Genomic DNA, 24,642 nt, shown 5'->3' with positions numbered 1-24,642 from the left:
ATACACTGGTAGGCGAATGCACGATTTTGCTTCACCATTGATGGGTACCGGATGTACCACTGGGCCTTTCCAGCCATCCACGAATGATGAGTCCCGCCCTTGATGCCTTCTGCTGAGTCCGCGCACGACACTGCCTTGTCCAGTTGCGCGCGCGAACCGATCCACACCCCCGGCGCGATCCAGCCCTATGGTGTGCTTCTGGTCGTTGAGCCGCAGTCCCTGCAGGTGCGCGAGCGCGCCATCAGCCAGCCCGGGCTGCTGCAGCAGTTCGGCGAACCGTTGATGCGGCACGTCAGCGAGGTGTTCGGCGGCGTGCTGGCGCCGTTCCAGGGCTTGTTCCAGCAGGCCGTGATCGGCAGCAGTGCCCATGTCGGTGCCGTGCATCTGGACGGCCACGGCCGGCATCAGCTGCTGGTGCACCGTTCCGCCACCGATCTGCTGGTCGAGCTGGAAGCACCGGTTCCGGGCCAGCCCGGCTCGCTGGAAGAGCTGTACCCGGCCATCCGCGAGCTGATGGCCGGCATCGAGTCGGCCAGCACCGTGGAAGACCTCTGCCAGCTGGCTGCCGCGCACATGCGCCGGCTCACCGGCTTCGACCGCACCCTGGTCTACCAGTTCGATGCTGGCTGGAACGGCATCGTGGTGGCCGAGGATGGCAACGGCCTGTTGCCGTCCTACCTGGACCTGCGCTTCCCCGAATCGGATATTCCAGCACAGGCCCGCGAACTCTACCGCCGCAACCGGGTACGCCTGATCGCGGACAACAGCTACACCCCGGCCCCGCTGATGCGGGCCGAGGATCAACGCGACGCGCCGCCCACCGACCTGAGCATGGCGGTGCTGCGCAGCGTCTCGCCGGTGCACCTGCACTACATGCGCAACATGGGGACCGGCGCGTCGATGTCGGTATCGCTGGTGCATGAAGGCCGCTTGTGGGGCCTGGTGTCCTGCCACACCGTGCAGCCACGCCGCCTGCCCTACCACGTGCGCACTGCCTGCGAGTTCATGGGCCAGATCCTGTCGCTGCAGATTGCGTTGAAGGAGCGGGCGCGTGCGATCGAAGAGCGCGTCGCGCGGCGCTCGATACTGGTCAAGCTGCTGGGTCGCATGGCCGGCGACGAGGACTTCATGGCGGCCCTGCGCCAGGACGAGGCCAGCCTGCTGTCGCTGACCGGCGCGGCCGGCGCGGCGATCGCTCACAAAGGCGATTGCCTGCGTGTTGGCCAGTGCCCTTCCGCCAGCGACGTGCTGGCCCTGGCGAACTGGTTGGCCGCGCAGCAGGCCGGTCAGGAAACCTACTGCACCGATCACCTGGCAGCCGACTGGTCGCCTGCCGCGCACCTGGCCGATGTGGCCAGCGGCCTGCTGGCGGTGTCCATTTCGCAGTTGCATGACAGTTATTTGATGTGGTTCCGGCCGGAAGTGGTGCGTACCGTGCGCTGGGGTGGCGATCCCCGCAAGGAAGCCGCACCGGGCGTTGCGCTGTCCCCGCGCAACTCGTTCGAGGCCTGGAAGGAGACCGTCCAGCAGCGCAGCCTGCCGTGGAGCGACGCTGACTGCGAAGCGGCACACGAAATGCGCACGGCCATCGTCGATATCGTGTTGCGCAAGGCCGAGGAAATGGCCGAACTGAACGAGCAGCTGCTCCGCAGCAACAAGGAACTGGAAGCCTTCTCCTATTCGGTCAGCCACGACTTGCGCGCTCCCTTCCGTCACATTGTCGGCTATTCCGAGCTGCTGGGCAGCTCGGCGGGCGAACGCCTGAACGATACCGAGCGCCGCTTCCTGGACACGATCGTGGAATCGGCCAAGTCCGCCGGCACGCTGGTGGATGACCTGCTCAGCTTCTCGCAGATGGGACGCTCCACGCTGGGGCGTGTGCGGCTGGACATGACCGCGCTGGCCGAGGATGTGCGCCGGAGCCTGGCCCTGGACTACACCGGCCGCGACGTGCAGTGGACGCTCGCACCGCTGCCGGAGGTTGAAGCCGATCCGACGATGCTGCGCCTGGTCTGGCAGAACCTGCTGGCCAACGCGATCAAGTTCACCCGCGAGCGCGAACATGCAGTGATCGAGGTTGGTCACGAGCGAAACGACGAGGAAGACCACTTCTTCGTGCGCGACAACGGCTGCGGCTTCGACATGCGCTACGTGGACAAGCTGTTCGGCGTGTTCCAGCGCCTGCACCACGTCGAAGAGTTCGAAGGCACCGGCATCGGCCTGGCCAATGTCCGCCGCATCATCGGCCGCCATGGCGGCCGCACCTGGGCCGAGGGCGAGCCCGGCAAGGGCGCGACCATTCACTTCACCCTACCCCGCTCCACAGGAGAACACCCATGAGGGACCTGCGGCCGATCCTCCTGGTAGAGGACAGCCCCAAGGATGCAGAGCTGACGATGGCCGCGCTTGCGCGCTGCCAGCTGTTGAACGATGTCATCCATGTACGCGACGGCGCCGAAGCGCTGGATTACCTGCGCTGCGAAGGCAAGTTCGCCGGTGCCATGCACGGCGGCCCGGTGGTGGTGCTGCTGGACCTGAAGCTGCCCAAAGTCAATGGCTTGGAGGTACTGGAGCAGGTCCGTGGCGACCCGTACCTGAGCAGCACCCCGGTTGTGATGCTGACCTCTTCGCGCGAGGAGCAGGATCTGGTGCGCAGTTACGAACTGGGCGTCAACGCATTCGTGGTCAAGCCGGTCGACTTCAAGGAGTTCTTTGACGCCATCCAAGGACTGGGCATGTTCTGGGGCATCACCAACCAGCCACCACCGCACCGGCCCAGCGGCTCGGGGCAGCACAATGCGTGATGGATCGCGCCGCAGCGAGCGCCTGCGCATCCTCATGCTGGAGGACAGCGCGCTTGATGCGGAGCTGATCACCGCACAGCTGCGGCGTGCCGGCCTGGAGTTCGAGGTCGAGCGCCTGTGGACGCGCAATGCGTTCATCGAGGCCATCGACAGCCGTGCGTTCGACGTGATCCTCGCCGACCACGTGCTGCCCGGATTCGATGGCGATGCGGCCCTCGCACTGGCACGCGAGCGGATTCCGCAGACCCCTTTCATCTTCGTCTCCGGCACGCTGACCGAAGAGCTGGCGGTGCAGGCGCTGACCCGTGGCGCGCGCGACTATGTAGTCAAGCAGCGCCTGCAGCGCCTGCCGGATGCGATCCGTCGCGCCCGTCAGGAAGCCCATGAGCGCAACCAGCTGCTTCATGCGCAGGCTGCGCTGAATGAGAGCCAGGCGCAGCTGCAGCAGGTGACGGATGCCGTACCCGCGCTGATCGCCCAGCTCGACAACGCGCATCGCTACCGGTTCGCCAACAAGGCGTTCCTGGACTGGCATGGATTCAGCCTGGCCGAGTTGCTGGGCCGGACAGCGCGCGATGTCAGCGGCATTTCCGCCTTCGAACACGCCCTGCCGAGCCTGGAACGGGTGCTGCAGGGCGAACGCACCAGCTTCCAGGTCGAACTGGTGCACCGCAGCGGCCAATCACGATTCGTGCAGATGGACTGCGTGCCGGAGCATGCGGCCGATGGCAGCGTGGCCGGGTATATCTGCCTGGGTAGCGACGTCTCGCAGCTGAAACAGGCCGAGCTGGCCCTGCGCGAGGACAACCAGCTGCTCGAGCAGCAGGTGCAGGCGCGCACGGCCGAGTTGCGCGCCAGCAAGCGGCGCCTGCAGGCGATCTTCGAATCCAGCTTCCAGCATCAGATGCTGCTGGATCTGTCCGGGCGCGTGGTGGATGCCAATGACGCGTCACTGGCCGCAGTACTGGCGGACAAGAAGGACGTCGTTGGCCAACGCTTCGGTGAATCGCTCTGGTTCGCCACAACCGATGGCATCGGCGCGCTGATCGATCGGGCCGTCGCTGCAGCCGTGCAGGGCCGGAGTTCGCTGCATTCATTGGAGCTGGAACTCCCGACCGGGCCGCGCAGCTTCGATTTTTCTTTCCGCCCGCTGCTGGATGCCGAAGGCGTGGTCACCGCCGTGGTCTCCGAGGCCGTGGAAACCACGGCGCGCCTCCAGGCCGAACATGCACTGCGCCAATCACAGAAGATCGAGGCGGTCGGCCAGCTCACCGGCGGCATCGCGCATGATTTCAACAACATCCTGACGGTCATCTCCGGCAACGTCGAGCACGCCATGCTGCTGAACGAGCGCGCCGGCGAAGCCGGAGCGATGGTCAGCCGGGCGCTGGACAATGCGCTGAAGGGTGTCGGGCGTGCCGCCAGCCTGACCCAGCGCCTGCTGGCATTTGCCCGACGCCAGCCGCTGCGCAGCCAGGCCGCCAACCTCAACGAGCGCCTGCTGGACATGCACGACATGCTGCAGCGTGCGCTGGGTGAGCTGGTGCAGCTGGAGATCCACAGCGCCGAGGACATCTGGTGTGTCGAGATCGACGTCAGCCAGCTGGAGGCCTCCGTGCTGAACCTGGCGGTGAATGCCCGCGATGCGATGCCGCACGGCGGCCGACTGGTGATCGAGGTCGACAACAGTCACCTCGACCACGACTACGCCGCGCTGTTTCCGGATGCGACGCCGGGCGAGTACGTGATGCTGCGGGTGCGTGACAACGGCCACGGCATGGATGCGGCGACGCTTGGCCGGGTCTTCGAACCGTTCTTCACCACCAAGCAGGTTGGCCGTGGCACCGGCTTGGGCCTGTCAATGGTGCATGGCTTCGTCAAGCAGTCAGGGGGCCACGTGCTGATCGATTCGGTGGAAGGCGGCGGCACCAGCATCACCATGATGTTCCCGCGCTCGCCGCTGGCCCTGCCCCGCGAAGCACACATCCCGCAGACCGGCCTGGCCGGCTACTCACCGCGCGAGGAAACCATCCTGGTGGCCGAGGACAACGACGATGTCCGCGCCCACACGGTGGATTCGCTGCGGCTGCTCGGCTACCGCGTGCTGGAAGCCCACGACGGCCCCTCCGCACTGCGGTTGCTGGAGCGCCCCGATACCAGGGTGGACCTGCTGTTCTCGGACGTGGTGATGCCCGGCATGTCGGGCTGGGAGCTGGTCCGTCAAGTCCGCGAACGCTGGCCGGAAGTGGCCGTCCTGTTCACGTCGGGCTATCCACGTGACCACGATCAGGCGGGGAGCCAGGGACGCGCGGTTGCCCTGCTGCCGAAGCCGTTTACGCGAAGTGATCTGGCGCTGGCAGTACGCACTGCGCTGGAGGCCGCGCCGCACTGAGCTCAGGAGGCAGGGTCGCGTACGCCAGCGGCGATCCGGTTGATGTCCGCGCACTCCACCGTGGACGGCGGATGCTCCCTGCCGGCCAGTGCAACCATCGCCTGACCCAGGGCCAGATTGCTGGTCATCAGCGACGGCGCAACGGCGCCGGCCAGCTTCATCAACGGCGCACCGCCCCAGTACAGGGGCTTCAACAGGGCATGACGGGTGCCGGTGCCCGGAACCGGCCTGACGCCCCCCGGGCGCAGCATCACGGTGCGAACCGGCAGGCCCTGCAATGCGACCTCGGTCTCGCCCTTGATCCTCAACGGCATCAGCCGGCTCCGAGGGTCCGCACCGGCACCGGATACATACAGAAAGCACCCTTCGGGATTGGCGGCCGCCCAGCTACGGGCCACCGCCAAGGTGGTGTCCAGGGTCACGCGTCGGTACTCGGCCTCTGCCGTGCCAATCGGTGGCGCCCCGGCACAGTAGAAGCAGGCATCGAACCCAGCCAGTTCATCCGACCGGTCCTGGATACGCAGGAAGTCCGGAACGATCAGTACGCTGCCGGCGCCGATCAGACTTCCCGGGTGGCGGACCAGCGCTGTCAGGCCGGACACCTGCGGTGAGCGTTGGCAGGCCAATGCCACACCCTGCCCGACCAGGCCTGCGGCACCGGTCAACAGAATCCGTAATGCGTCCGTCCCGGCCATCGTCGTCCCCGCTAGAGTCTCACGAAACGCTGGATCTTCCGCGCCAGCCAGCCACTGAACACCAGCGGCGCATCCAGCGCTGACACGCAGATGCAGGGCACACCCGGCGCGGTCACCGGTTGATGCTCCACGTCTCCATCCAGATCCGCCACGTCGCCCGGTGCGAACAGCCCCAGCGCATCGTTGTACGAACCCCGCAGGATCTGCGTCAATTCGCTCCGGCCATGGCTGTGCATGGGCAGGCATTTGCCGGGGGCGATCTTCAGCATGATCAGCGAAGGCATCTGCTCTGCACGGATGCAGTGCACGCCCGGCGCCATCCAGCGCCAGCGCAGGTCGCTGAGCGAGGCACCAAAGTACGGATGCAGCGATGCAGGCAGATGGTCCGGATTGGCCTCGGGGCGCTCCTTCGGCACGGAGCGTGCGACCCCAGCCATGGGCACCGGCGCTTCCGCGGCCAGCTGCATCAGCATTGCCTCGCGCAGTTGTTCGCGTCGCGTCTCCGCTGCAGGTGGCTGGGTCTGCTCCAGCAGCACCGAGCCGATCGCTTCGGCGTCGCGCAGGCGCTGACGGCAATGCGGGCACTGCTCCAGATGGGCACCGGCGACGATGCTCAACGGCGCCGGCAGCGCGCCGGCGGCATAGCTCATCAGGGTCGATTCGTGCAGATGGTGGTGCGGGTTCACAGCGCACCTCCCACTTTGGCCTGCAGTTGCAGAAAGGCGCGGCGCAAATGTGATTTGACCGTTCCCAGCGGCATGCCCAGTGCGTCGGCAATCTCGCTGTGGCTCTTGGCCTCGAAATAGGACATCCGCACCAGCCGCGCCTGTACCGCGGGCAGTTCGTTGATGCGCTGACGCAGACGTGCCTGGTCGGCGAACTGCTCGGCACTGCTGCGCTCGATCACATCCAGTGTGGCAGCGTCCTCCACCGCTGCCTGCACCTGCATCCAGCTGCGCTCGCGACGGATGCGATCGATATGCAGGTTTCGCGCAATCCGGTACAGCCACGTACTGAGGGCGCCTTGGGCTGCATCGTAGTCGGCGGCCCGCAGCCACAGGCGCAGCAGGCATTCCTGGGCCAGTTCCTCGGCGACGCCGTCGGGTGCACCCAGGCCACGCAGGTACACGCACAGCCGCGGCATGAAGTAGTCATAGATCCGCATGAAACAGTCGCGGTCGCGCAGGCGCGCCACGCCGTCCATGTCACCGGCCCAGTTCGTCGGCTCGCTGCTCGGCTGCTGGGAACTGGACACGGTGCGTGCGCTGTCGAAGTTGAGGAGTGTGCTGGCGGCGTCAGGATACATCTGGGTTCGCGGCGGGCGGGTGAAGGTCTGTCCTCTGTACGCGCAGGGGCAGCAATTGGATGCAGACGGCACGACGCATCCAACCGGCCGCCCCCGCCGTATGACCTGGGCCCTCCTCTTCCGGATGAAGACCCATGCGCACTGCCTGGCTGCTGCTGTGCCTGCCCCAAGCCGCGCTGGCGGCACCCTGGTTGCGAAGCGAGGGCGTGGCCACCTCCGCGCAGGGCGACCTCCTCTACCGTGAAGTGCACTGGCGACGCGAGGCAACGGAGGGCGCCGAGCGCTGGGTGCTGTACCAGTGCCCGGATGGCCAACCCTTCGCCCGCAAGCATCTGCCCGCCAGCGCCCGCCCACAGGCACGGGGATATTCGCTGGAGGACCGCCGCAGCGGCCAGACCGCCGAGGTCGACGCCGCTGGCGACTCGGTGTCGATTGCATGGAAGGAGGATGCCGCCAGTGAGCTGCGCAGGCGCCGGCTTGAACAGCCGCCGGACGCGGTGATCGATGCGGGGTTTGATGCCGCAGTACGCCTGCACTGGCCGGCGCTGCTGCGCGGCGAGCGCATCACACTGCCTTTCCTGGTGCCTGCACGCCAGCGCTACTTCCCGGTGCAGGTGCGGCGCATCGGCCCGGTACGCTGGCAGGGCATCGACGCCCAGGCCATCGAGGTCAGCCTGGACACCTGGTACGGCGGCATCGCGCCGCGCCTGGCCCTGGTCTACGCCACGGCCGACCGTCGTCTGCTGGAGTTCCGCGGCACCAGCAACCTGCGCGATGCGCGCGGCACTTATCCGCAGGTGACGGTGCGCTTCCGGTCGCCAGCTGCCGAGCGACCGGCAGGTGACTGGCAACAGGCGTGGGCGCAGCCCCTGGCCGAGCGTTGCGCCGTGACGCCCAGGTGAAGCGAAATTTAGTTCGAAGTGGCGCATCCATTGCGCCCCCTGCTGCGTAAAGGAAGACACGACACCCGCCGAGATCCGCCATGGCCTCTGTAGCGCCCCTCCCCCGTCGACGCTGGCGCCTGCTGCGTACGTTGCAGCGGTGGGTGGATACCAGCAACGCCACAGAGACCACCGGCGAACAGCCAGGACGCATCGACTGGGTGCGCGCGGTACCCTTTGCACTGATGCACCTGGCCTGCATCGCGGTGATCTGGGTGGGCGTGTCATGGACGGCGGTCGTCGTGGCCACGGCGCTCTACGCCGTGCGCATGTTCGCCATCACGGCGTTCTATCACCGCTACTTCTCGCACCGCACCTTCCAGGCATCGCGTCCGGTGCAGTTCGTGTTCGCAGTCATCGGCGCGTCCAGCGTGCAGCGCGGCCCGCTGTGGTGGGCCGCCCATCATCGCCACCACCATCGGCATGCCGACCAGCCGCTGGACCCGCATTCGCCGCGCGAAGGGGGTTTCTGGCGCAGCCACATGGGCTGGTTCCTCACCCGCGAGGCATTCGCCACCGATCTGTCGCGGGTACCTGACCTGGCGCGCTTCCCCGAACTGCGCTGGCTCGACCGTTTCGATACCGCCATTCCCGTGCTGCTGGCCATCGGACTGTATGCATTGGGTGCAGCATTGGAACGCTGGGCGCCCGGCCTGCACACCACGGGCCCGCAGTTGCTGGTATGGGGCTTCTTCATCTCCACCATCGTGCTGTTCCACGCCACCGTCACCATCAATTCGCTGGCCCACCGTTTCGGCCGCCGCCGCTTCGAGACCCGCGACGACAGCCGCAACAACCTGTGGCTGGCGCTGCTCACCTTCGGTGAGGGCTGGCACAACAACCATCACTTTTTCCCCGGCACCGTGCGCCAGGGCTTCCGCTGGTGGGAAGTGGACCTGACCTGGTACGGGCTGCGCGCGATGGCGGCGCTGGGCCTGGTCAAAGGGCTCAAGCCCATTCCCGGGTGGGTTCTGGCCAAGGCGAGGTACTGAGATGCGCATCGCGGTCATCGGCTCGGGTATCGCGGGGCTGGCCAGTGCCTGGTGGCTGGATGGCCAGCACGACGTCACGCTGTTCGAGGCCAACGATTACCTCGGCGGCCACACCCATACCCACGACGTGCAGGTGGCGGGCCGAGGCATGGCGGTGGATACCGGTTTCATCGTCTTCAACCCCCAGCACTATCCCTTGCTGTCGGCGCTGTTCGACGAGTTGGGCGTGGCGTCGCAACCGACCACGATGAGTTTCTCCATGCACAGTGAGCGCAGCGGCGTGGAGTACAACGCCACCTCGCTGGATGGGCTGTTCTGCCAGCGCCGCAACCTGGTATCGCCGCGCTTCTGGGGCATGCTGGCCGACCTGCGCCGGTTCTATCGCGACGCTCCGTTGCTGCTGGCCGAAGAAGACGGCCCCACGCTCGGCGAGTACCTGCGCAGCCAGCGCTATGGCGAGGCGTTCATCGACGAGCACCTGCTGCCGATGGCCTCGGCGCTGTGGTCCTCGCCGACGGCCACCGTGCAGGCATTCCCGGCGCGCTACCTGGCCCAGTTCATGGCCAATCACCAGATGCTGCAGATGACCGGGCGGCCAAGCTGGCGGGTGGTCAGCGGGGGATCGGCGCGCTACGTGGATGCGCTGCGTCGCCGCTGGCGCGTGCATGAGCGGCTGCAATGCCCGGTCAGCAGGGTCGAGCGCATGCCCTGGGGTGCACGCGTGCACAGCAGCGCCGGCGTGGAGGCCTTCGACGAAGTGATCCTGGCCTGCCACAGCGACCAGGCACTGGCGTTGCTTGCCGACGCAGATGCCGTCGAGCGTGAGGTCCTCGGCGCCATCCGCTATCAGTCCAACGAGGCGGTGCTGCATACCGATGCATCGTTGCTGCCGCGCAACCGCAAGGCGTGGGCGGCCTGGAACGCGCACGTACCACAGGATCGCGCGGCGCCCTGCACGGTCAGCTACTGCATGAACCTGCTGCAGGGCCTGCCGGGCGACATCCCCCTGGTAGTGACCCTCAACCGCAGCGAGGCAATCGATCCGGCCAAGGTGCTGCGGACCCTGCATTACGCGCACCCGGTACACGACCACGCTGCAGTGCGCGCACAGCAGCGCTGGGCGGAACTGCAGGGCCACCGCCACACATGGTTTGCAGGCGCCTATTGGGGCTGGGGATTCCACGAGGATGGCATCCGCAGTGCCCGCCACGTGGTCGATGCCCTGCAGGCCTGCGCTCCGCATCGGAACGTATCCGCCTCGGATGAGGTGGCGGCATGAGTGCCAGCGCGCTCTACATCGGGCAGGTGATGCATCGCCGGCATCATCCGCATCCGCATGCATTCCGTTACCCCATCGCGCAGCTGCTGCTCGATCTGGATGAACTCGACACGGTGTTCGCCGGGCGCTGGTTGTGGTCAGTCAATCGCCGCAACCTGGCCGAGTTCCGCCGCAGCGACTACTTCGGTGATCCCGCGCGGCCGCTGGCCGATACGGTGCGCGACCACGCTGCAGGCACGCTTGGCTACCGGCCAACCGGTCCGATTCGCCTGCTCACCCATCTCCGCTTTGCCGGGCATGTCTTCAACCCGGTCAGCTTCTACTACTGCTACCAGGCCGACGGCAGCACGCTGGACTGCATCGTGGCCGAGATCACCAATACCCCCTGGAAGGAACGGCACGCCTATGTGCTGCCGGTCGCCACGGCCCTCCACGAAGGGGCGTCATTGCGCTGGCAGTTCGACAAGCGCTTCCATGTCTCGCCGTTCATGCCGATGGATTGCCGCTACGACTGGCGCTTCAACCGCCCGGACCAGGACCTGCGCGTGCACATGCAGGTCTGGCGCGACGGGGTGCGCCAGTTTGATGCCACCCAGGCCATGCAGCGACATGCCTTGAACGGCCGTGGGCTGGCCCGGGTGCTGGCCTGCTATCCGCTGATGACCACCCAGGTGGTGGCCGCCATCCACTGGCATGCACTTCGGCTGTGGATGAAACGCAACCCCGTGCACGACCACCCTGCTCTTGCCGAGAAACCACGATGAACTCGATGACCCCTCTGGTCGCCCTGCCGCGCCCCGGCGCCCTGGATGCGTTCCTGCGCCGCCGCCTGCTGGCCCTGCTTGCCCCCATGCGCGACGGTCGCCTGTGCGTACGTGACGCATTGGGCGAGGTCTGGCTGGGCGATGCCCGTGGCGAACTGCATGTCACCGTCACCATCGATGACCCGGGGTTCTATCGCAAGGTTGCAGCGCAGGGCAGTGTGGGCGCAGGTGAAAGCTACATCCAGGGCGAATGGCACTGTGATGATCTGGTGGCACTGATCCGGCTGCTGGTACGCAATCGCGACCTGCTGGACGGCATGGAGCGTGGCCCGGCCCGCGTGGGTGGCTGGCTGCTGCGGGGCTGGAACCGCCTGCGCCGCAACAGCCGTGAGGGCAGCCGCCGCAACATCGCCGCGCACTATGACCTGGGCAACGATTTCTTTGCCCTGTTCCTGTCGCCGGACCTGATGTACTCGTCGGCGTTGTTCGCCAGTGAGTCCGAACCGCTGGAATCGGCCTCGCGGCGCAAGCTGGACCGCATCTGCCAGCAGCTGCAGCTCAAACCCGGCGACCGCGTGGTGGAAATCGGCACCGGCTGGGGTGGTTTCGCGGTCCATGCCGCCCGGCACTACGGCTGCCATGTCACGACCACCACCATCTCTGCGGAACAGCATGCGCTGGCCGCCCGGCGCGTACGGGAGGCAGGCCTGCAGGACCAGGTCACGCTGCTGATGCAGGACTACCGCGACCTGCAGGGCCAGTTCGACAAGCTGGTGTCGATCGAGATGATCGAAGCGATCGGCGCCGAATACCTGGACACCTACATGGCCACGCTGCAGCGCCTGCTCAAGCCTGATGGCGTTGCCCTGCTGCAGGCCATCACCATCGAGGACCACCGCTACGAACAGGCCCGGCGCAGCGTCGACTACATCAAGCGCTATGTATTCCCGGGCAGCTTCATCCCGTCCATCAACGCGATCATGGCCGCCAAAACGCGCTCCAGCGACCTGCAGCTGATCGCCCAGCAGGATTTCGGCCACTCCTACGCATTGACCCTTCGCGCCTGGCGCCAACGCTTCCTGGCCCAGCTGCCGGCAGTGCAGGCGCAGGGCTTTGACGCGCGCTTCTGCCGACTGTGGGAATTCTACCTGGCCTATTGCGAGGGTGGCTTCCTGGAACGTTCGATCGGCGTCTCGCATCTGCTGCTGGCCCGTCCGGACCACCGGCCCATTTTCGTTGCGACCGACAGCCGCTGACATGCATCGCTTCTGGGCCAATCTGCTCGGTAACCAGCTGGTCTGGCTGTGTGCTGTGGCCGGCGCGGGCCGCGGCTGGCAGTGGCCGGCGCTACTGGCCGCTTCGCTCTACGTCGGCAGCCAGCTGCTGACCTCACCGCGCCCCCGGCTGGATCTGCGGCTGTTGCTGTTGGCACTGGCCTGCGCATGGCTGGTCGACGCCAGTGCCGCCGCCAGCGGCACGGTGCGCTACGCGGCGGCCCCACTGGGTTGGGCGCCACCGCCGTGGATCATGGCATTGTGGGCCGCGTTCGCGATGACGCTGACCACGTCGATGCGCTTCCTGCAGCACCACCCGGCCCTGCCGGCCCTGTTCGGCCTGCTGCTGGCACCGCTGGCCTATCTGTCTGCCGCACGCGGTTTCGACGCAGTGCGGTTCGCGGATCCCGCATGGCCAGGACTGCTGGTGCTGGGCGCGGGCTGGAGCATTGCGCTTTCCCTGCTGTGCCGGAACGCCCGTCGCGGCATGCACATCCCGCAGCCACCCTTCGCAGGAGCGTCGTCATGATCAATCTGATGTGGGTCCTGCTGTACGCCGTACTGGTGATGAGCTGGGGTTGGGCCTGGCAGCGCCGCCACCACAACATCGGCGTGGTCGATGTGCTCTGGGCAAAGGGCGTGGGCGCCTCGGCGCTGTTGCTGGCGCTGCTCGGCGACGGTGCGGTGATGCCGCGGATCGCGCTGGGCGTGCTCGGCGGCCTGTGGGGCAGTCGACTCGCCCTGCACCTGTGGCACCGGGTCCGTCACGAAGAAGAGGACGGACGCTACCGCTACCTGCGCCAATACTGGCACGGCCACCAGGGCAAGATCTTCGGCTTCTTCATGGCGCAGGCGTTGCTGATCGTCCTGTTCGCCCTGCCCTTCGTGGCGGTGGCTGCCAATCCTCGGACCGACCTGACCCTGTGGGTGGTGGCCGCAGCGCTGGCCTGGCTGCTGAGCGTCGGCGGCGAAAGCCTGGCCGACCGCCAGCTGGCGCGTTTCCGCGCCGACCCGGCGAACAGGGGCCGCACCTGCCGCGTCGGACTCTGGCGCTATTCCCGCCACCCCAACTACTTCTTCGAGTGGCTGCACTGGTTCACCTATGTCCTGCTCGCGGTCGGCTCGCCACTGTGGTGGCTGGCCTGGGCCGGCCCGCTGCTGATGTACGTGTTCCTGCGCTATCTGAGCGGCATCCCATTCACCGAGAAACAGGCGCTGCGCAGCCGCGGCGACGACTATCGCGCCTACCAGCGCAGTACACCGATGTTCTTTCCCTGGTTTCCCCGTTCTTCCAAGGAGCATTCCGCATGAGCGCGATCCCGTCACTGAACCCAGCCCAAGATGCGGAAACCGGGCTGATCGCCTGGGCCGAACGCGGGCTGGTCCCCGATGCGGCGCTGCGTGCGGGCATCCGCCGCTTGTGCGCGCAGCGCCTGCATGAGGAAAGCGAGGGTGGCATCGAAGGCCAATCGGCACGCTTCAGCCGGCGCATCGCCGAACTGGCCGACAGCCCGCTCGCGTTGCATACCGACGCAGCCAACCGCCAACACTATGAAGTGCCGGCAGCCTTCTTCCAGGCCTGCCTGGGCAAGCGACTGAAGTACAGCAGCTGCTACTACCCCACCGGGCGCGAAACGCTGGACCAGGCGGAGGACGCCATGCTGGAACTGTACGGCCAGCGCGCCGGACTGGCCGATGGCCAGCAGATTCTTGAGCTGGGCTGCGGCTGGGGCTCATTGACCCTGTGGATGGCCGAACGCTACCCGCAGGCGCATATCACTGCCGTCTCCAACTCGCACAGCCAACGCCAGCACATCATGGCGCAGTGCCAGGCGCGCGGCCTGGACAACGTTGAGGTGCTGACCTGTGACGTCAACCAACTTGATCTGCCGACAGCCCGGTTTGACCGCTGTGTCTCGGTGGAGATGTTCGAGCACGTACGCAACTACGAGCGCCTGCTGGCAGGCATCGCACGGTGGCTGAAACCGGATGGCGCGTTGTTCGTGCACATCTTCGCTCATCGCACACTGATGTACCCGTTCGAGACCGAGGGTGGCGACAACTGGATGGGCCGCCACTTCTTCACTGGCGGACTGATGCCGGCCGCCGACACGCTGCTGCATTTCCAGCGCGACCTTCGCCTGGATCAACGCTGGTTGCTGGACGGCACCCACTACCAGCGCACGGCCGACCACTGGCTGGCCAACCAGGATGCCGCCCGCGAGCAGGTGATGCCGGTACTGATCGCCACCTACGGCCACGCTGCGGCGAAGGTCTGGTGGCAGCGCTGGCGGATGTTCTGGATGGCATGTGCCGAACTGTTCGGCTACGACGACGGCCAGCAGTGGCTGGTCGCCCACTACCTGTTCCGACCCCGCTGAGGTGCCCCATGCGCATGTTCTCGCTGCTTCCGCTGATCGCAGTCGGCCTGTTCGGCTCAGGCTGCACCTCCAGCGACACCCGGCCGCTTCCGCGTGCGCCTTCGGTGGATGTGCCACGCTTCATGGGCGACTGGTACGTGATCGCCCATATTCCGTCCTGGCCCGAACGCGATGCCTACGATGCGGTGGAAAGCTATGCCCTGAAGCCCGACGGGCGCATCCAGACCACCTTCACCTATCGCAAGGGCAGCTTCGATGCGCCGCAGAAGTCGATGCACCCCATTGGCCGTGTCGAGAAGGAAGGTAATGGCGCGATCTGGGGCATGCAGTTCATCTGGCCGATCCAGGCCGAGTATGTGATCGCCTGGCTGGATGACGACTACCGCCAGACCATCGTGGCACGCAGCAAGCGCGACTATGTCTGGTACATGGCGCGTACGCCGCAGGTGTCGGACAGTGACTACCAGCAGGCGGTGCAACGCATTGCCGCGATGGGCTATGACACCCAGAAGCTGAGACGCGTGCCGCAGTCGGTGCGATGATGCCCCCGCGCCAGAAACCGGCGAATCCAGGCGACACTGCGCGCCAACCTGACGCCGCGCACCCACGATGTCGATGCCTCGTCGAGCGTCCTGAGCATGCTGCACCGGAAGTCAGGCGGACCGGATGGCCTGCACGGGCATGATCGCGGACGCCCTCAATGCAGGTGCAAGCACCGCCACCTGCCCCAGCAGCCACAGCGCCAGCGCACTGATCGGCAGGTACGCCAGTGGAAGCCGTGGCAGTTCGTAGAACCGCATCAGGCCGAGGTTGAATGCATAGGCCAGCAGCGCACCAACGACGACACCCAGGCTCACGACCAGGAAGTTCTCCAGCTGGAAGTAGTGCAGGATGTCGCGGCGGGTTGCGCCCAGTGCACGGCGGATGCCGATCTGTCTGCGCCGCTGCTCTACCCAGTAGCTGGCCAGGCCGACAATGCCCAGCGCGGTGGCTCCCAGCAGCGCGACGATCACGCCCGCCAGCAGCGCCATCATCAACCTGGCGCCATGGAAATAGTCCGCGCGCAGCTCGGCGACGGTACGGCTGGCGGCCTGGTCGAACACCACGTCGGGGGCCACCGCGGCCACCGCCCGCTGTGCGCCGGCCATCACCCGGGGCAGCGCTCCGGGCGCCGCCCGCACCAGGTAGCGCCCCGCCAACTGCGGACCTGGCTTGGCCGGCATCAGCACGGACCAGTCATTCCCCAGCGCCTCCCCTCCACCGGGTTGTGATACGGCCAGGTGCTCGACCACGCCGATAACGGTGAAGCGGCTGTCCATCGACCACAGGCTGCGCCCGACTGCCGGCGCATTGGGCCAGTAGCGCTCCGCCAGCTGCCGCGTTACCAGGATCGGCGCATTGGCGGGCACGTGCTGCCCGATCGGTGCGTACTCGGCGACGTCCGGCAAGCGCCCGGCCAACAGCTTCAGATCCAGCGCCTGGATCGCCGCCGCGTCACCCAGGTAGAAATCGAGGACCCCACCGAAGACCTTGCCGCTCTCATCGGTATGGACGCCCGCGCGGACACCCGGTTCACCGAACGGAACGGCGCTGATGATGCCGACCGACGTTACGCCCGGAATCGCCTGCAGTGCGCCGGTCACCCGGGCAGTGAGATCGGCGGCCTGGGCGGCGTCGAATCCGGAGAGCTGCACGATGCCCAGCGACGACTCGGCGATGCCACTGTCCAGGTTCAGTGCACGCCCCTTCTCCGTGAGCATGAAGATGGCATTGCACAGCACGGCGCAGGCCAGCGCGATCTCCATTGCGATCAACAGGGTGGCCAGCCGGTGCTTGCGCAGCGCTGCGATGATCAGTCCGGTTTGCATGATCGTTTCCTTTACAGCAGCTTGAGCTGCGCCACAGGCTGGATCGAACTGGCGCGATAGGCGGGAATCGCGCCTGCCGCCAGGCTGGCCAACAGGGAAAGGCCAAAGATGGCCATGAACATGGTCAGGTCCAGATGCATCAGGTCCGCGTAGGCAACCGGCTGGGCACGGATCACCCACAGACCCAGCAGGGTCAGCAGCAGCCCGCCCACCCCTCCGGCGACACCGATCAGCCCGGCTTCCAGCATGCATTGCGTGAATACCGCACGCCGACTGGCGCCCAGCGCGCGCCGCAGGCCGATTTCTCCGCCGTGGCGCAGGAAGCGCGCCAGCAGCAGCCCGACAACATTGGCCAGGCAGACCACCAGGAACGCAAAGGACAGCACCGTCTGCACCTTCACGTCGCTTGGCACCACCTGATTGAAGTCCAGCCACTCCATCAACGAACGAAGCCGGGTGTTGTCCGCGTGCCGGATGCGCCCCAGGCGCTGTTGTTCGCCCGCGTAGTTGGAGAGGTAGCGACGATAGCTGGCCACCTTCTCCGGGCTGCCGAGCTCCACCCAGACCGCGACCGCCACGCAGGGCGAGTTCTGCAGTACCCCAGGGGTCTCGGGCATCGCCCAGCAGGTAAAGGGCTGGAAGTCGCCCTCGTTGATATCCAGGCTGGTCGACATCGGCAGATAGATGTCATCGGCCGCGGCGTAGAAGCTTGACGTCTCGCCACCCGAGAACCGCCCTCCCCTGATCTTGTAGAACAAGGGAGAGGGCCGCCAGTGATCCAGCACGCCGATGACCTGCACATGGGTGTCCTTGACCCGAAGGGTCTGTCCGACACTGTCGCGGCCCCCGAACAGGCGCTGGTTCAACCGGGCCGAGATGACCGCGACGCGGCCGCGACGCTGGTCATCCTCGGCTGTCCAGGCGCGGCCATACTGAAAGGGCACCTCGAACATGGGGAAGAAGTCTGCCGTGGTCGAGATCGAAGATCCCATCAGCGGCGCCATCCCAGCCAGATCCGAACGGAGCTTCACCGGATTGACCACCACCATGGTCTGGCGGTCCGCCTGGCCGGATGACCAGAGATCGTGCGCGGTCCGATAGTCGAGCACGTCGTGGGGTTCGCGCCCTTTCGATCCGGGATCGACATCCACCTGCGGGTAGAAGATCCGATCGCTCCGGCCCGGCAGCGGATCTCCGGAAAGCAGGTGGGTGACGGTCAGCGTGGTCATGCTGGCGCCGATTCCCACGGCAACCGCCAGCACCATCAATGCAGTAATGATCGTATTGCGCCTGGCGTTGTGCAGCGCCAGCTTCAGGTAATAGTCCATCATGGAAGGTGCATCCCCCTGCGTTCGCCATGCTCCATGCAGATACGATGCAGGGGTTGCCAGAAAGGTTTAAACGGATGAGGCGGACGATGAGCGAACGCCCCGACAAGACAGACGCGCAGGCATGGGACGGCCTTGCGATTCGCCCCTTGTACCCCGATGACCTGGATCTGATCTGCGCCCACCGCGAAGCGATGTTCCGCGAGAGTGGTCGCCCCGCGGAGGTGCTGGAGCAGATGGCCGGCCCTTTCCGTGCCTGGCTCGCGCCGCGCCTGGCCTCCGGCGACTATTTCGGGTTTGCCCTCACGGACCAGGGGCGCGCCATCGCGGGCATCGGCCTGATGCTGATCGACTGGCCGCCGCACCCGGCCCACCCCCTGCAGGACAAGCGCGGCTACGTGCTCAACGTCTATGTGGACCCCGGCTATCGGCGCAGGGGCGTCGCCCGCAGGCTGATGCAATTGGCCGATGACGCGTTCGCCGAACGGAAGGTGAGCTACATAATCCTGCATGCCACTGCCCAGGCGACTCCGCTGTATGCCGAGTTGGGCTGGGTGGCAACCAGTGAGATGGCGCGTGCACTGCACAGGAATGGCAACCGTGCATGAGGCGCTCGGCCCGACATGACGCGTCACGCTGACACGCCTCACTTCCATGCAAAAAGCCATCGGCTCGCATGGAACATGCGCCTCACCACGCAAGTACGTTTCTTTGTGAGACAACGCATCCTTGTTTGCCCGCTCATCCAGAAGCAGGGCGCCTACGTGCTGCCCGCGACTCGCTTGCTGCTGGCCTGGCGATCCATCAGTTCAATCAATCGGTGTTAATCGATGGTCACAATCCATCGATTCTTAGGAATAATCGCAAAAAACCTGCAGATTCGATGATCAGCAGGGCGCCAGCGCCAGAATGATCGCCACGCCCCCAGGCGCCGATCACCTCCCCGCGCATGAAAGGACATCCCGCACCGCGCCGACTGCGCCTGGCACTTCTGGACGACCATGAGATCGTTCGTCGTGGCACCGTCCTGCACCTGTCGCAGGACGCCCGCTTCAGGATCATCGCCAGCCATGGGCACAGCGACGCCTTCATCCAGACGCTGCAACAGACGCGGGTGGATGTCGCCGTCATCGATCTGACGCTGGCGCGTGGCGACCGCAGCAGCACAGAGCTGATCCCCCTCCTGCGCGCGGCATTCCCGGAGACGCCGCTGCTTGCCTTCGCCACCCTCTCCCCCTGCACCCGTCTCCACCACCTGCTCATGGCCGGCATCAGTGGCGTCGTCAGCAAAGCCGAGCCCCTTCCCATGCTGTCCGAAGCGATCATTCGTGTTTCACAGGGACTGGAGCGGCTGCCGCCCGACTACTCCATCCCGGCGGACTACACTGAGCTCAGCCGCAACGAGCGTGAAGTACTGGACCTGCTGCTGTCCGGCCTGACCGTCTCCGAGATCGCGCAGCGACGCCATCGCAGCGTCAAGACCATCAGCACGCAGAAAGTCGCGGTGCTGCGCAAGCTTGGGCTGCGCAACGATGCGGAGATCTATGCGCTGCGGCGCCCGCCGGATGCACCATGAGGCCGCCACGTCACTCACAGCCGCACGCCCCCACCCTCCTGCTGCCGGCCCTGCCTCTGCTGCCGGCCGCTTCGGCCGGGGACGCGCAATCGCATCAGTGGGCCGCCGGCCGTGAGGTGCGCGAGGCCACTGCGCCGTCGTTGCGCCCGTTGCCACCGGCACTGGCCGGTTCCGCCCCGCTGCCGACCCGGGCGCATCGTGCCGCTGGCCCCGGTCCATCTGGCCGACAACAAATGCGGGCCGAGCGGCATCGCCGAGGCCATCGAAAAGCACGGCGATGGCATTGCGTGATCGCGCGCGCCGCCTGCAGGGCACGCCGCAGTTCTGCGGTGCAACCGATCAGGTCGGAATCGCGGCCGATCCATGGGAGCTCGGGAACGACGCCGCACCCGACGGGTTGATGTGCGGTGCCTGCTGCAGATACTGCAGCGCTGGCATGGCTCCCGCGCTGCGGAAGCCATGCCGCCTGACTGATCAGGCCGCCAGACGCTCGACCTGGCGACGGGTCAGGTCGTTGAAACGGCCCAGCGACATCAGGTGCTGGTGGATCAGCGCCAACCAGCCACTGCGATGCCACTCGATCACAGTCGCTTCCGGCAGCGCGACGAACTTCTCGACGTCGACGACCTGGAAACCATTGAGGTTGAATTCACGACCATCCGGGGTACGCACGGTGGCGTTGCGCTCGACCAGCAGGCCGTTGTCGATCAGGGCCTTGGAGAAGGCCTGGGTCTGCTCGTGCTCACGGGTGAACTGGCCGCAGAACTCCAGCGCCTGCTGCACCATCTCGGTGGCCTTGCCATCAACGAACAGCGGCTGGCCTTCGTCACCGCCCTTGACCACGCGCGAGCTGTCTTCGTCGATGCCCAGCAGGAAGTCGTTGTCCGCACCGGTGTCGATGAAGATGAAGGGGTGGCGACGCAGGTAGGCCGGGATATAGGCCTCGTCTTCCCACAGGCCGTCCTTGATGAACAGGTTCTGGTCGGAAACACCGACGGCGGCCATCGGCACGGCGGTCGGGCCAGCGAACAGGATCGGGAAGTGGTGCAGCGCCAGCGAGAACTCGCCGAGCACCAGCGGAATGGCGTTGTTGCCAGCAGCAAACTCGAGCCTGCCCGGCAGGATGCGCAGATCGGCGTGCACATCGGCCTGCAGCGGCACCGGACGGGTGTAGAACAGGGGGGCGCCGCTCGGCGCCGCTTCGGTGGTGGTGTCGCTGGTGGTGGTCATCTTGGGAACCGTTCGATCATGCGCGCCTGCCATCCCGGGCGCGCCAGCGGGAACAACCTGAATCCCGCATTATCAACAAGCTCGATGACAACGGCCACCCCACCGACGGCCTATTTCAGTTGCAGGGGGTAGCGCTGCCAGAGCACGTGGACCAGGAACCCAGCCAGTTCGGTGTCGCGCGCGCTCACCGCGGCACGGATCTTGTCCAGCAGCACCATGTCGCTGCAGGAGCGCACGTCGGCATGGTTGGCCTGCCCTGCCCGGCGCGCGCGGTAGCGCGCGGCCCGTTGCGCGTCACTCATGGCGTACCCGAACTTGGGCGGACGGCCGCGCTTTCGCGGCAGGGTCAGCTCCAGGGTTCCGGGGTCTTTGTCATCACGCATGAGAAGGGTGCGGGCGGCGGCGAGCAACGGGGGGTGCGCAATTTATCGTGAGGCATCACTTTAATCCAGCCTTTTCTGCGGTTTTGTTGCGATGCAATGCAAAAAATCGCATCCCGAGGGCCGCATCCACGCCATGCATGCACGGCTCCAACTACAAAAAAGGGAGCCCGCGAACGGGCTCCCCTCTCCTTCCTCATGCAGCACGTACCGGCTCATAGCCGTGCAGGTGCGCCTCACTGCTGGCCCGCCCCTGGCTGAGCGAACGCAGCGAGGTGGTGTAACCCACCAACTGCGCCAGTGGCGCGAAACCACTGACCTCGGCACGACCGTCCTGGTCCTCGATGCGGGCGATGCGGCCATGGCGCCGGTTGAGGTCGCCGACCACATCACCCACCGACGCCGACGGCGAATGCACCGTCACCGCCATCACCGGTTCCAGCAACTGCGTGCCACCTTCAGCCAGCGCGGCCTTGATCGCCTCGGCACCCGCGCGATGGAACGCCATCTCCGAAGAGTCCTTGGCGTGGGTCTGGCCATCGACAAGACTGACCTCGATGCCGACCACCGGATGACCCTGCGGACCTTCCGACAGCGCGGCACGCACGCCCTTCTCCACCGCTGCGATGAAGCTGCGCGGCACCACGCCACCGACGATGCGGTCGTTGAACACCACCTGGTGATCCTCGCGCGGCGCCACATCCAGCACCACGTGCGCGAACTGGCCTTGGCCGCCGGTCTGCTTGACCAGCCGCCCGACTACACCGGACATCGCGCGCAGCGGTGTTTCCTGGTAGGCCACGCGCGGCGCACCTACGCCCACGTCCACCTTCCACTCACTGCGCAGGCGCTCGACCATCACCTCCAGGTGCAGCTCGCCCATGCCCCAGACCAGGGTTTCCGCCGTGTCGCGATCGGTTTCGACGCGGAATGACGGGTCTTCCTGGGCCAGGCTGGCCAGGCCCTGCGCCATCCTGATCAGGTCGGCCGCACGCGCCGGCTCCAGCCGCCACGCCAGCACCGGCGCCTGGGCCTGGATGTTCTCCAGGCGCAGCGGCTGCGCACGGCCACTCAGCGTTTCGCCACTGACCGCATCCTTCCAGCCCAGCACCGCCACGATGTCGCCGGCCACGGCCTGTTCGATGTCGTGGGTCTGGTCAGCCTGCACCCGCACCAGGCGACTGACACGCCGCCCTTGTGGATGCTGCGAACTGGCCACCGCGTCGCCCACCTTCAAGCTGCCCGAGTACAGCCGCACGAAGCTCAGTGCGCCGTGCTGCTGGTGGGTGATCTTGAACAGCAGGCCCGCCAGCGGACCGTCCGGATCCGGCGGCAGCACCACCTCACCGCTCTCGCTTTCAGCAGTGACGGCAGGACGATCCAGCGGCGACGGCAGGTAATCGACCACGGCGTCCAGCAGCGTCTCGATACCCTTGTCCTTGAACGCAGCACCTGCCAGAACGGGCACGCCCGCACCGGACAGCGTCGCCCGTCGGATCGCCGCGCGCAGCATCCCGGCATCGATCACGCGACCTTCCAGCCAGGCATCGGCCAGTTGTTCATCGTGATCGGCCACGGCTTCGACCAGCGCATCGCGCTGAGCCTGCCACTGCGCGCGTGCCGCGTCGTCCCACGGGGCCACCGTGGTTGCGGCGCCATCCTGCCACTGCAGCACGCGCTCATCGACCAGGTCGACCCAGCCATTGAAGCCGCTTTCGCTGCCCAACGGCACGCCCAACGCCCACGGCCGCGCCTGCAGTTTGTCCTGCAGCTGCTCCAGCACGCGCTCGAACGAAGCGCCGACGCGGTCCATCTTGTTGACGAAGGCAATCAGCGGCACGCGATGGCGACGCGCCTGGCGCCACACCGTCTCCGACTGCGGCTGCACGCCGTCCACGGCCGAGAATACGGCCACGGCACCGTCGAGCACGCGCAGTGAACGTTCGACTTCGATCGCGAAGTCAATGTGGCCCGGGGTGTCGATCAGGGTCAGCCGATGCGGCGGCTGGTCACGCGGCGCCCACTGCGCCTGCACGGCGGCCGCGCCGATGGTGATGCCGCGCTCGCGTTCGATCGCCGAGAAATCGGTGGTCGCGTTGCCGTCGTGCACTTCACCGACGCGATGGATTTCGCCGCTTTTCCACAGCAGGCGTTCGGTCAACGTGGTCTTGCCGGCGTCGATGTGGGCAATGATGCCGAGGTTGCGACGGCGGGAAAGGACTTGGGTGTTCATAAAGAGGTTCCTGCAAAGCCAACTTCAGGGGCCGCACACCCCGGTTGGCGACAGGGTGCGCGGCTAGCGTTCGGTCTCGGCGATCTGGTGCATGGCACGTTCTCCTTGCGGTACAGCGGGTTATGGAAAATGGAACTGCGGAAACGAAAAGAGCGCCCCGGAGGGCGCTCTGTCGAAGGTCCAGCGATGGCCGTCTCAACGGCCTCGTGGGGCTCCAGGCAGACACGCCCGCTCCGCGCTTGCGCGGGTCAGGGTGAAAAACGTCAGGAGCGGCATCCGGTTCATGGCGCGCATTCTAGACCTGCCAATCTGGCGCGCAAGTGAATATTGCAAACATAAATAGAACGACGAGGCCAACAAAGATCGAGGTCAGATCCCTTTGCCCTTGGCAAAGGGATCTGACCCCTGGCGGCCCTCACTTGCAGCCGTGCAGCTTGCGCGCCTCGGCCACCGTCGCAGCCTGGTCATCCCCCATCGAGATCCAGCCCTGCAGCGACATCGCCGGATCTACATGCGGCTGGCGCGCGCCACCGCGCACCACCACTTCGGTCCAGCTGCCCACCGGCGCCAGTTCCGACAGGCGTGCCGCCTGATCGTCCTCGGTACTGAACATGTCGTCCGGGCCCGCCGGAGGCGTGGTATTCACGGTTTCCGTCTTGCGGGTCCGGACCCGAAGTGCACCGTCCGGCAGCCGCTGGGTGATCACCTCGTATCGCTCAACACCATACGCCCAGCTGCTTTCGCCAACGCTGCGGGTCTCGCTGCCGTCATCGGCCACGGTCACCACCTCGCCTGCCGGCCCGATGACGCCCGCGACAGCCCCCAGGCCTGACATCAGCGCCTGATAGACGATCATCTGCCGCTGTTCGGGGGTCAACGCACCGGCCTTGAGCTTGGTCGCAGGAATCTTCAGGTACGCCGCCTCCCTGCACAGCACCAGCACCTGCTGGTCGTCCCAGCTCACCGACATTTCCTCGTTGGCGAAGTACTGCGTCTTCATCGACGTCACAGCGGCACCGTCGCTACTGGAATGCCGGGTCTCGATCAGCGAGGCGTTCTCGGCCGCGTCGGTCAGCGAAACCTGAGCGGTCGAAGCCGCATTGGCAGCGCAAGCGGAAGCAATCATTGCGGCGAGCAGCACGCTGCAGGTAACGGTGCGGAACATGGCATCAGTCCATTGAAGAAAACGAAGCAATCAT

Annotated in this window: 23 protein-coding genes; 14 read left to right on the top strand and 9 right to left on the bottom strand. The window is 66.4% G+C overall.

Annotated elements, in window-relative coordinates; genetic code table 11:
• Positions 1-102 precede the first annotated feature (102 nt).
• The 3 genes from AC5P8Y_RS08605 to AC5P8Y_RS08595 are packed head-to-tail and all read left to right on the top strand — an operon-like array spanning position 103 to position 5,196.
• Complete coding sequence (locus AC5P8Y_RS08605) at positions 103-2,340, top strand: ATP-binding protein (RefSeq protein WP_111108578.1); 2,238 nt, start codon at positions 103-105, stop codon at positions 2,338-2,340.
• Positions 2,337-2,804, top strand: coding sequence for a response regulator (locus AC5P8Y_RS08600; protein ID WP_049403011.1), 468 nt, complete (start codon positions 2,337-2,339; stop codon positions 2,802-2,804). The genes AC5P8Y_RS08605 and AC5P8Y_RS08600 overlap by 4 nt, the downstream gene beginning before the upstream one ends.
• Complete coding sequence (locus AC5P8Y_RS08595; protein WP_111188292.1) at positions 2,797-5,196, top strand: hybrid sensor histidine kinase/response regulator; 2,400 nt, start codon at positions 2,797-2,799, stop codon at positions 5,194-5,196. The genes AC5P8Y_RS08600 and AC5P8Y_RS08595 overlap by 8 nt, the downstream gene beginning before the upstream one ends.
• Before the next feature lie 2 nt (positions 5,197-5,198).
• On the opposite strand, the gene AC5P8Y_RS08590 is transcribed toward AC5P8Y_RS08595, so the two are convergent.
• Genes AC5P8Y_RS08590 through AC5P8Y_RS08580 form a run of 3 tightly spaced genes read right to left on the bottom strand, consistent with a single transcriptional unit; the run spans position 5,199 to position 7,197 of the window.
• Positions 5,199-5,891, bottom strand: coding sequence for a Rossmann-fold NAD(P)-binding domain-containing protein (locus AC5P8Y_RS08590; protein WP_049430552.1), 693 nt, complete (start codon positions 5,889-5,891; stop codon positions 5,199-5,201).
• 11 nt (positions 5,892-5,902) lie between these two features.
• The gene (locus AC5P8Y_RS08585; protein WP_049430554.1) at positions 5,903-6,577 is read right to left on the bottom strand and encodes a ChrR family anti-sigma-E factor; all 675 of its coding nucleotides are present in this window, start codon (positions 6,575-6,577) and stop codon (positions 5,903-5,905) included.
• On the bottom strand, positions 6,574-7,197 hold the full coding sequence (locus AC5P8Y_RS08580) for a sigma-70 family RNA polymerase sigma factor (RefSeq protein ID WP_049403007.1): 624 nt from the start codon (positions 7,195-7,197) through the stop codon (positions 6,574-6,576). Before AC5P8Y_RS08580 ends, AC5P8Y_RS08585 begins: the two co-directional genes overlap by 4 nt.
• 134 nt (positions 7,198-7,331) lie before the next feature.
• Between AC5P8Y_RS08580 and AC5P8Y_RS08575 the strand changes: the two genes are divergently transcribed.
• The 9 genes from AC5P8Y_RS08575 to AC5P8Y_RS08535 all read left to right on the top strand — a co-directional run bounded on the left by AC5P8Y_RS08575 (position 7,332) and on the right by AC5P8Y_RS08535 (position 15,370).
• Entirely contained in the window at positions 7,332-8,099 is a 768-nt protein-coding gene (locus tag AC5P8Y_RS08575; RefSeq protein ID WP_065183793.1) for a hypothetical protein, read from the top strand.
• 80 nt (positions 8,100-8,179) lie between these two features.
• Positions 8,180-9,130: an acyl-CoA desaturase gene (locus AC5P8Y_RS08570; RefSeq protein WP_049403006.1), complete on the top strand. Its 951-nt coding sequence runs from the start codon at positions 8,180-8,182 to the stop codon at positions 9,128-9,130.
• Between the two features lies 1 nt (position 9,131).
• On the top strand, positions 9,132-10,409 hold the full coding sequence (locus tag AC5P8Y_RS08565) for an NAD(P)/FAD-dependent oxidoreductase (protein ID WP_049403005.1): 1,278 nt from the start codon (positions 9,132-9,134) through the stop codon (positions 10,407-10,409).
• Entirely contained in the window at positions 10,406-11,173 is a 768-nt protein-coding gene (locus tag AC5P8Y_RS08560; protein WP_049430558.1) for a DUF1365 domain-containing protein, read from the top strand. The genes AC5P8Y_RS08565 and AC5P8Y_RS08560 overlap by 4 nt, the downstream gene beginning before the upstream one ends.
• On the top strand, positions 11,170-12,429 hold the full coding sequence (locus AC5P8Y_RS08555) for an SAM-dependent methyltransferase (RefSeq protein WP_049430560.1): 1,260 nt from the start codon (positions 11,170-11,172) through the stop codon (positions 12,427-12,429). The genes AC5P8Y_RS08560 and AC5P8Y_RS08555 overlap by 4 nt, the downstream gene beginning before the upstream one ends.
• A 1-nt stretch (position 12,430) precedes the next feature.
• Entirely contained in the window at positions 12,431-12,976 is a 546-nt protein-coding gene (locus AC5P8Y_RS08550) for a DUF2878 domain-containing protein (protein WP_049430562.1), read from the top strand.
• Positions 12,973-13,758: a DUF1295 domain-containing protein gene (locus AC5P8Y_RS08545; protein ID WP_049430563.1), complete on the top strand. Its 786-nt coding sequence runs from the start codon at positions 12,973-12,975 to the stop codon at positions 13,756-13,758. The genes AC5P8Y_RS08550 and AC5P8Y_RS08545 overlap by 4 nt, the downstream gene beginning before the upstream one ends.
• Positions 13,755-14,828, top strand: a complete 1,074-nt coding sequence (locus AC5P8Y_RS08540) for an SAM-dependent methyltransferase (protein WP_033835153.1) — start codon at positions 13,755-13,757, stop codon at positions 14,826-14,828. Before AC5P8Y_RS08545 ends, AC5P8Y_RS08540 begins: the two co-directional genes overlap by 4 nt.
• A gap of 8 nt (positions 14,829-14,836) precedes the next feature.
• Entirely contained in the window at positions 14,837-15,370 is a 534-nt protein-coding gene (locus AC5P8Y_RS08535; RefSeq protein ID WP_049402999.1) for a lipocalin family protein, read from the top strand.
• 111 nt (positions 15,371-15,481) lie between these two features.
• Here AC5P8Y_RS08535 and AC5P8Y_RS08530 read toward each other — a convergent pair whose 3' ends face one another.
• Both AC5P8Y_RS08530 and AC5P8Y_RS08525 read right to left on the bottom strand, forming a co-directional pair.
• A complete protein-coding gene (locus tag AC5P8Y_RS08530; protein WP_033835151.1) occupies positions 15,482-16,696 on the bottom strand; it encodes an ABC transporter permease in 1,215 nt (404 codons plus the stop codon).
• Between the two features lie 11 nt (positions 16,697-16,707).
• Positions 16,708-18,027, bottom strand: a complete 1,320-nt coding sequence (locus tag AC5P8Y_RS08525; RefSeq protein ID WP_049402998.1) for an ABC transporter permease — start codon at positions 18,025-18,027, stop codon at positions 16,708-16,710.
• Positions 18,028-18,113: 86 nt separating this feature from the next.
• On the opposite strand from AC5P8Y_RS08525, the gene AC5P8Y_RS08520 reads away from it, so the two are divergent.
• The gene (locus AC5P8Y_RS08520) at positions 18,114-18,632 is read left to right on the top strand and encodes a GNAT family N-acetyltransferase (protein WP_049430565.1); all 519 of its coding nucleotides are present in this window, start codon (positions 18,114-18,116) and stop codon (positions 18,630-18,632) included.
• 341 nt (positions 18,633-18,973) lie between these two features.
• A complete protein-coding gene (locus AC5P8Y_RS08515) occupies positions 18,974-19,600 on the top strand; it encodes a response regulator transcription factor (protein WP_049452886.1) in 627 nt (208 codons plus the stop codon).
• A gap of 474 nt (positions 19,601-20,074) precedes the next feature.
• Here AC5P8Y_RS08515 and AC5P8Y_RS08510 read toward each other — a convergent pair whose 3' ends face one another.
• The 4 genes from AC5P8Y_RS08510 to AC5P8Y_RS08495 form a co-directional block, all read right to left on the bottom strand.
• Positions 20,075-20,830, bottom strand: coding sequence for a SapC family protein (locus AC5P8Y_RS08510; RefSeq protein ID WP_033834972.1), 756 nt, complete (start codon positions 20,828-20,830; stop codon positions 20,075-20,077).
• A gap of 110 nt (positions 20,831-20,940) precedes the next feature.
• Positions 20,941-21,213 carry a hypothetical protein gene (locus tag AC5P8Y_RS08505; RefSeq protein ID WP_005409616.1) on the bottom strand — a complete coding sequence of 91 codons (273 nt, stop codon included), beginning with the start codon at positions 21,211-21,213 and terminating at the stop codon, positions 20,941-20,943.
• Positions 21,214-21,406: 193 nt separating this feature from the next.
• Positions 21,407-23,443, bottom strand: coding sequence for an elongation factor G (gene fusA / locus AC5P8Y_RS08500; protein ID WP_495201907.1), 2,037 nt, complete (start codon positions 23,441-23,443; stop codon positions 21,407-21,409).
• A gap of 415 nt (positions 23,444-23,858) precedes the next feature.
• Positions 23,859-24,608, bottom strand: a complete 750-nt coding sequence (locus tag AC5P8Y_RS08495) for a hypothetical protein (protein WP_495201906.1) — start codon at positions 24,606-24,608, stop codon at positions 23,859-23,861.
• Positions 24,609-24,642 lie beyond the last annotated feature (34 nt).

It is taken from the genome of Stenotrophomonas sp. YJH_SMC_12-1 (genome assembly GCF_059370935.1).
The sequence above is the reverse complement of the archived record's forward strand: the minus strand, read 5'-3'. Positions and strand labels throughout refer to the sequence as shown.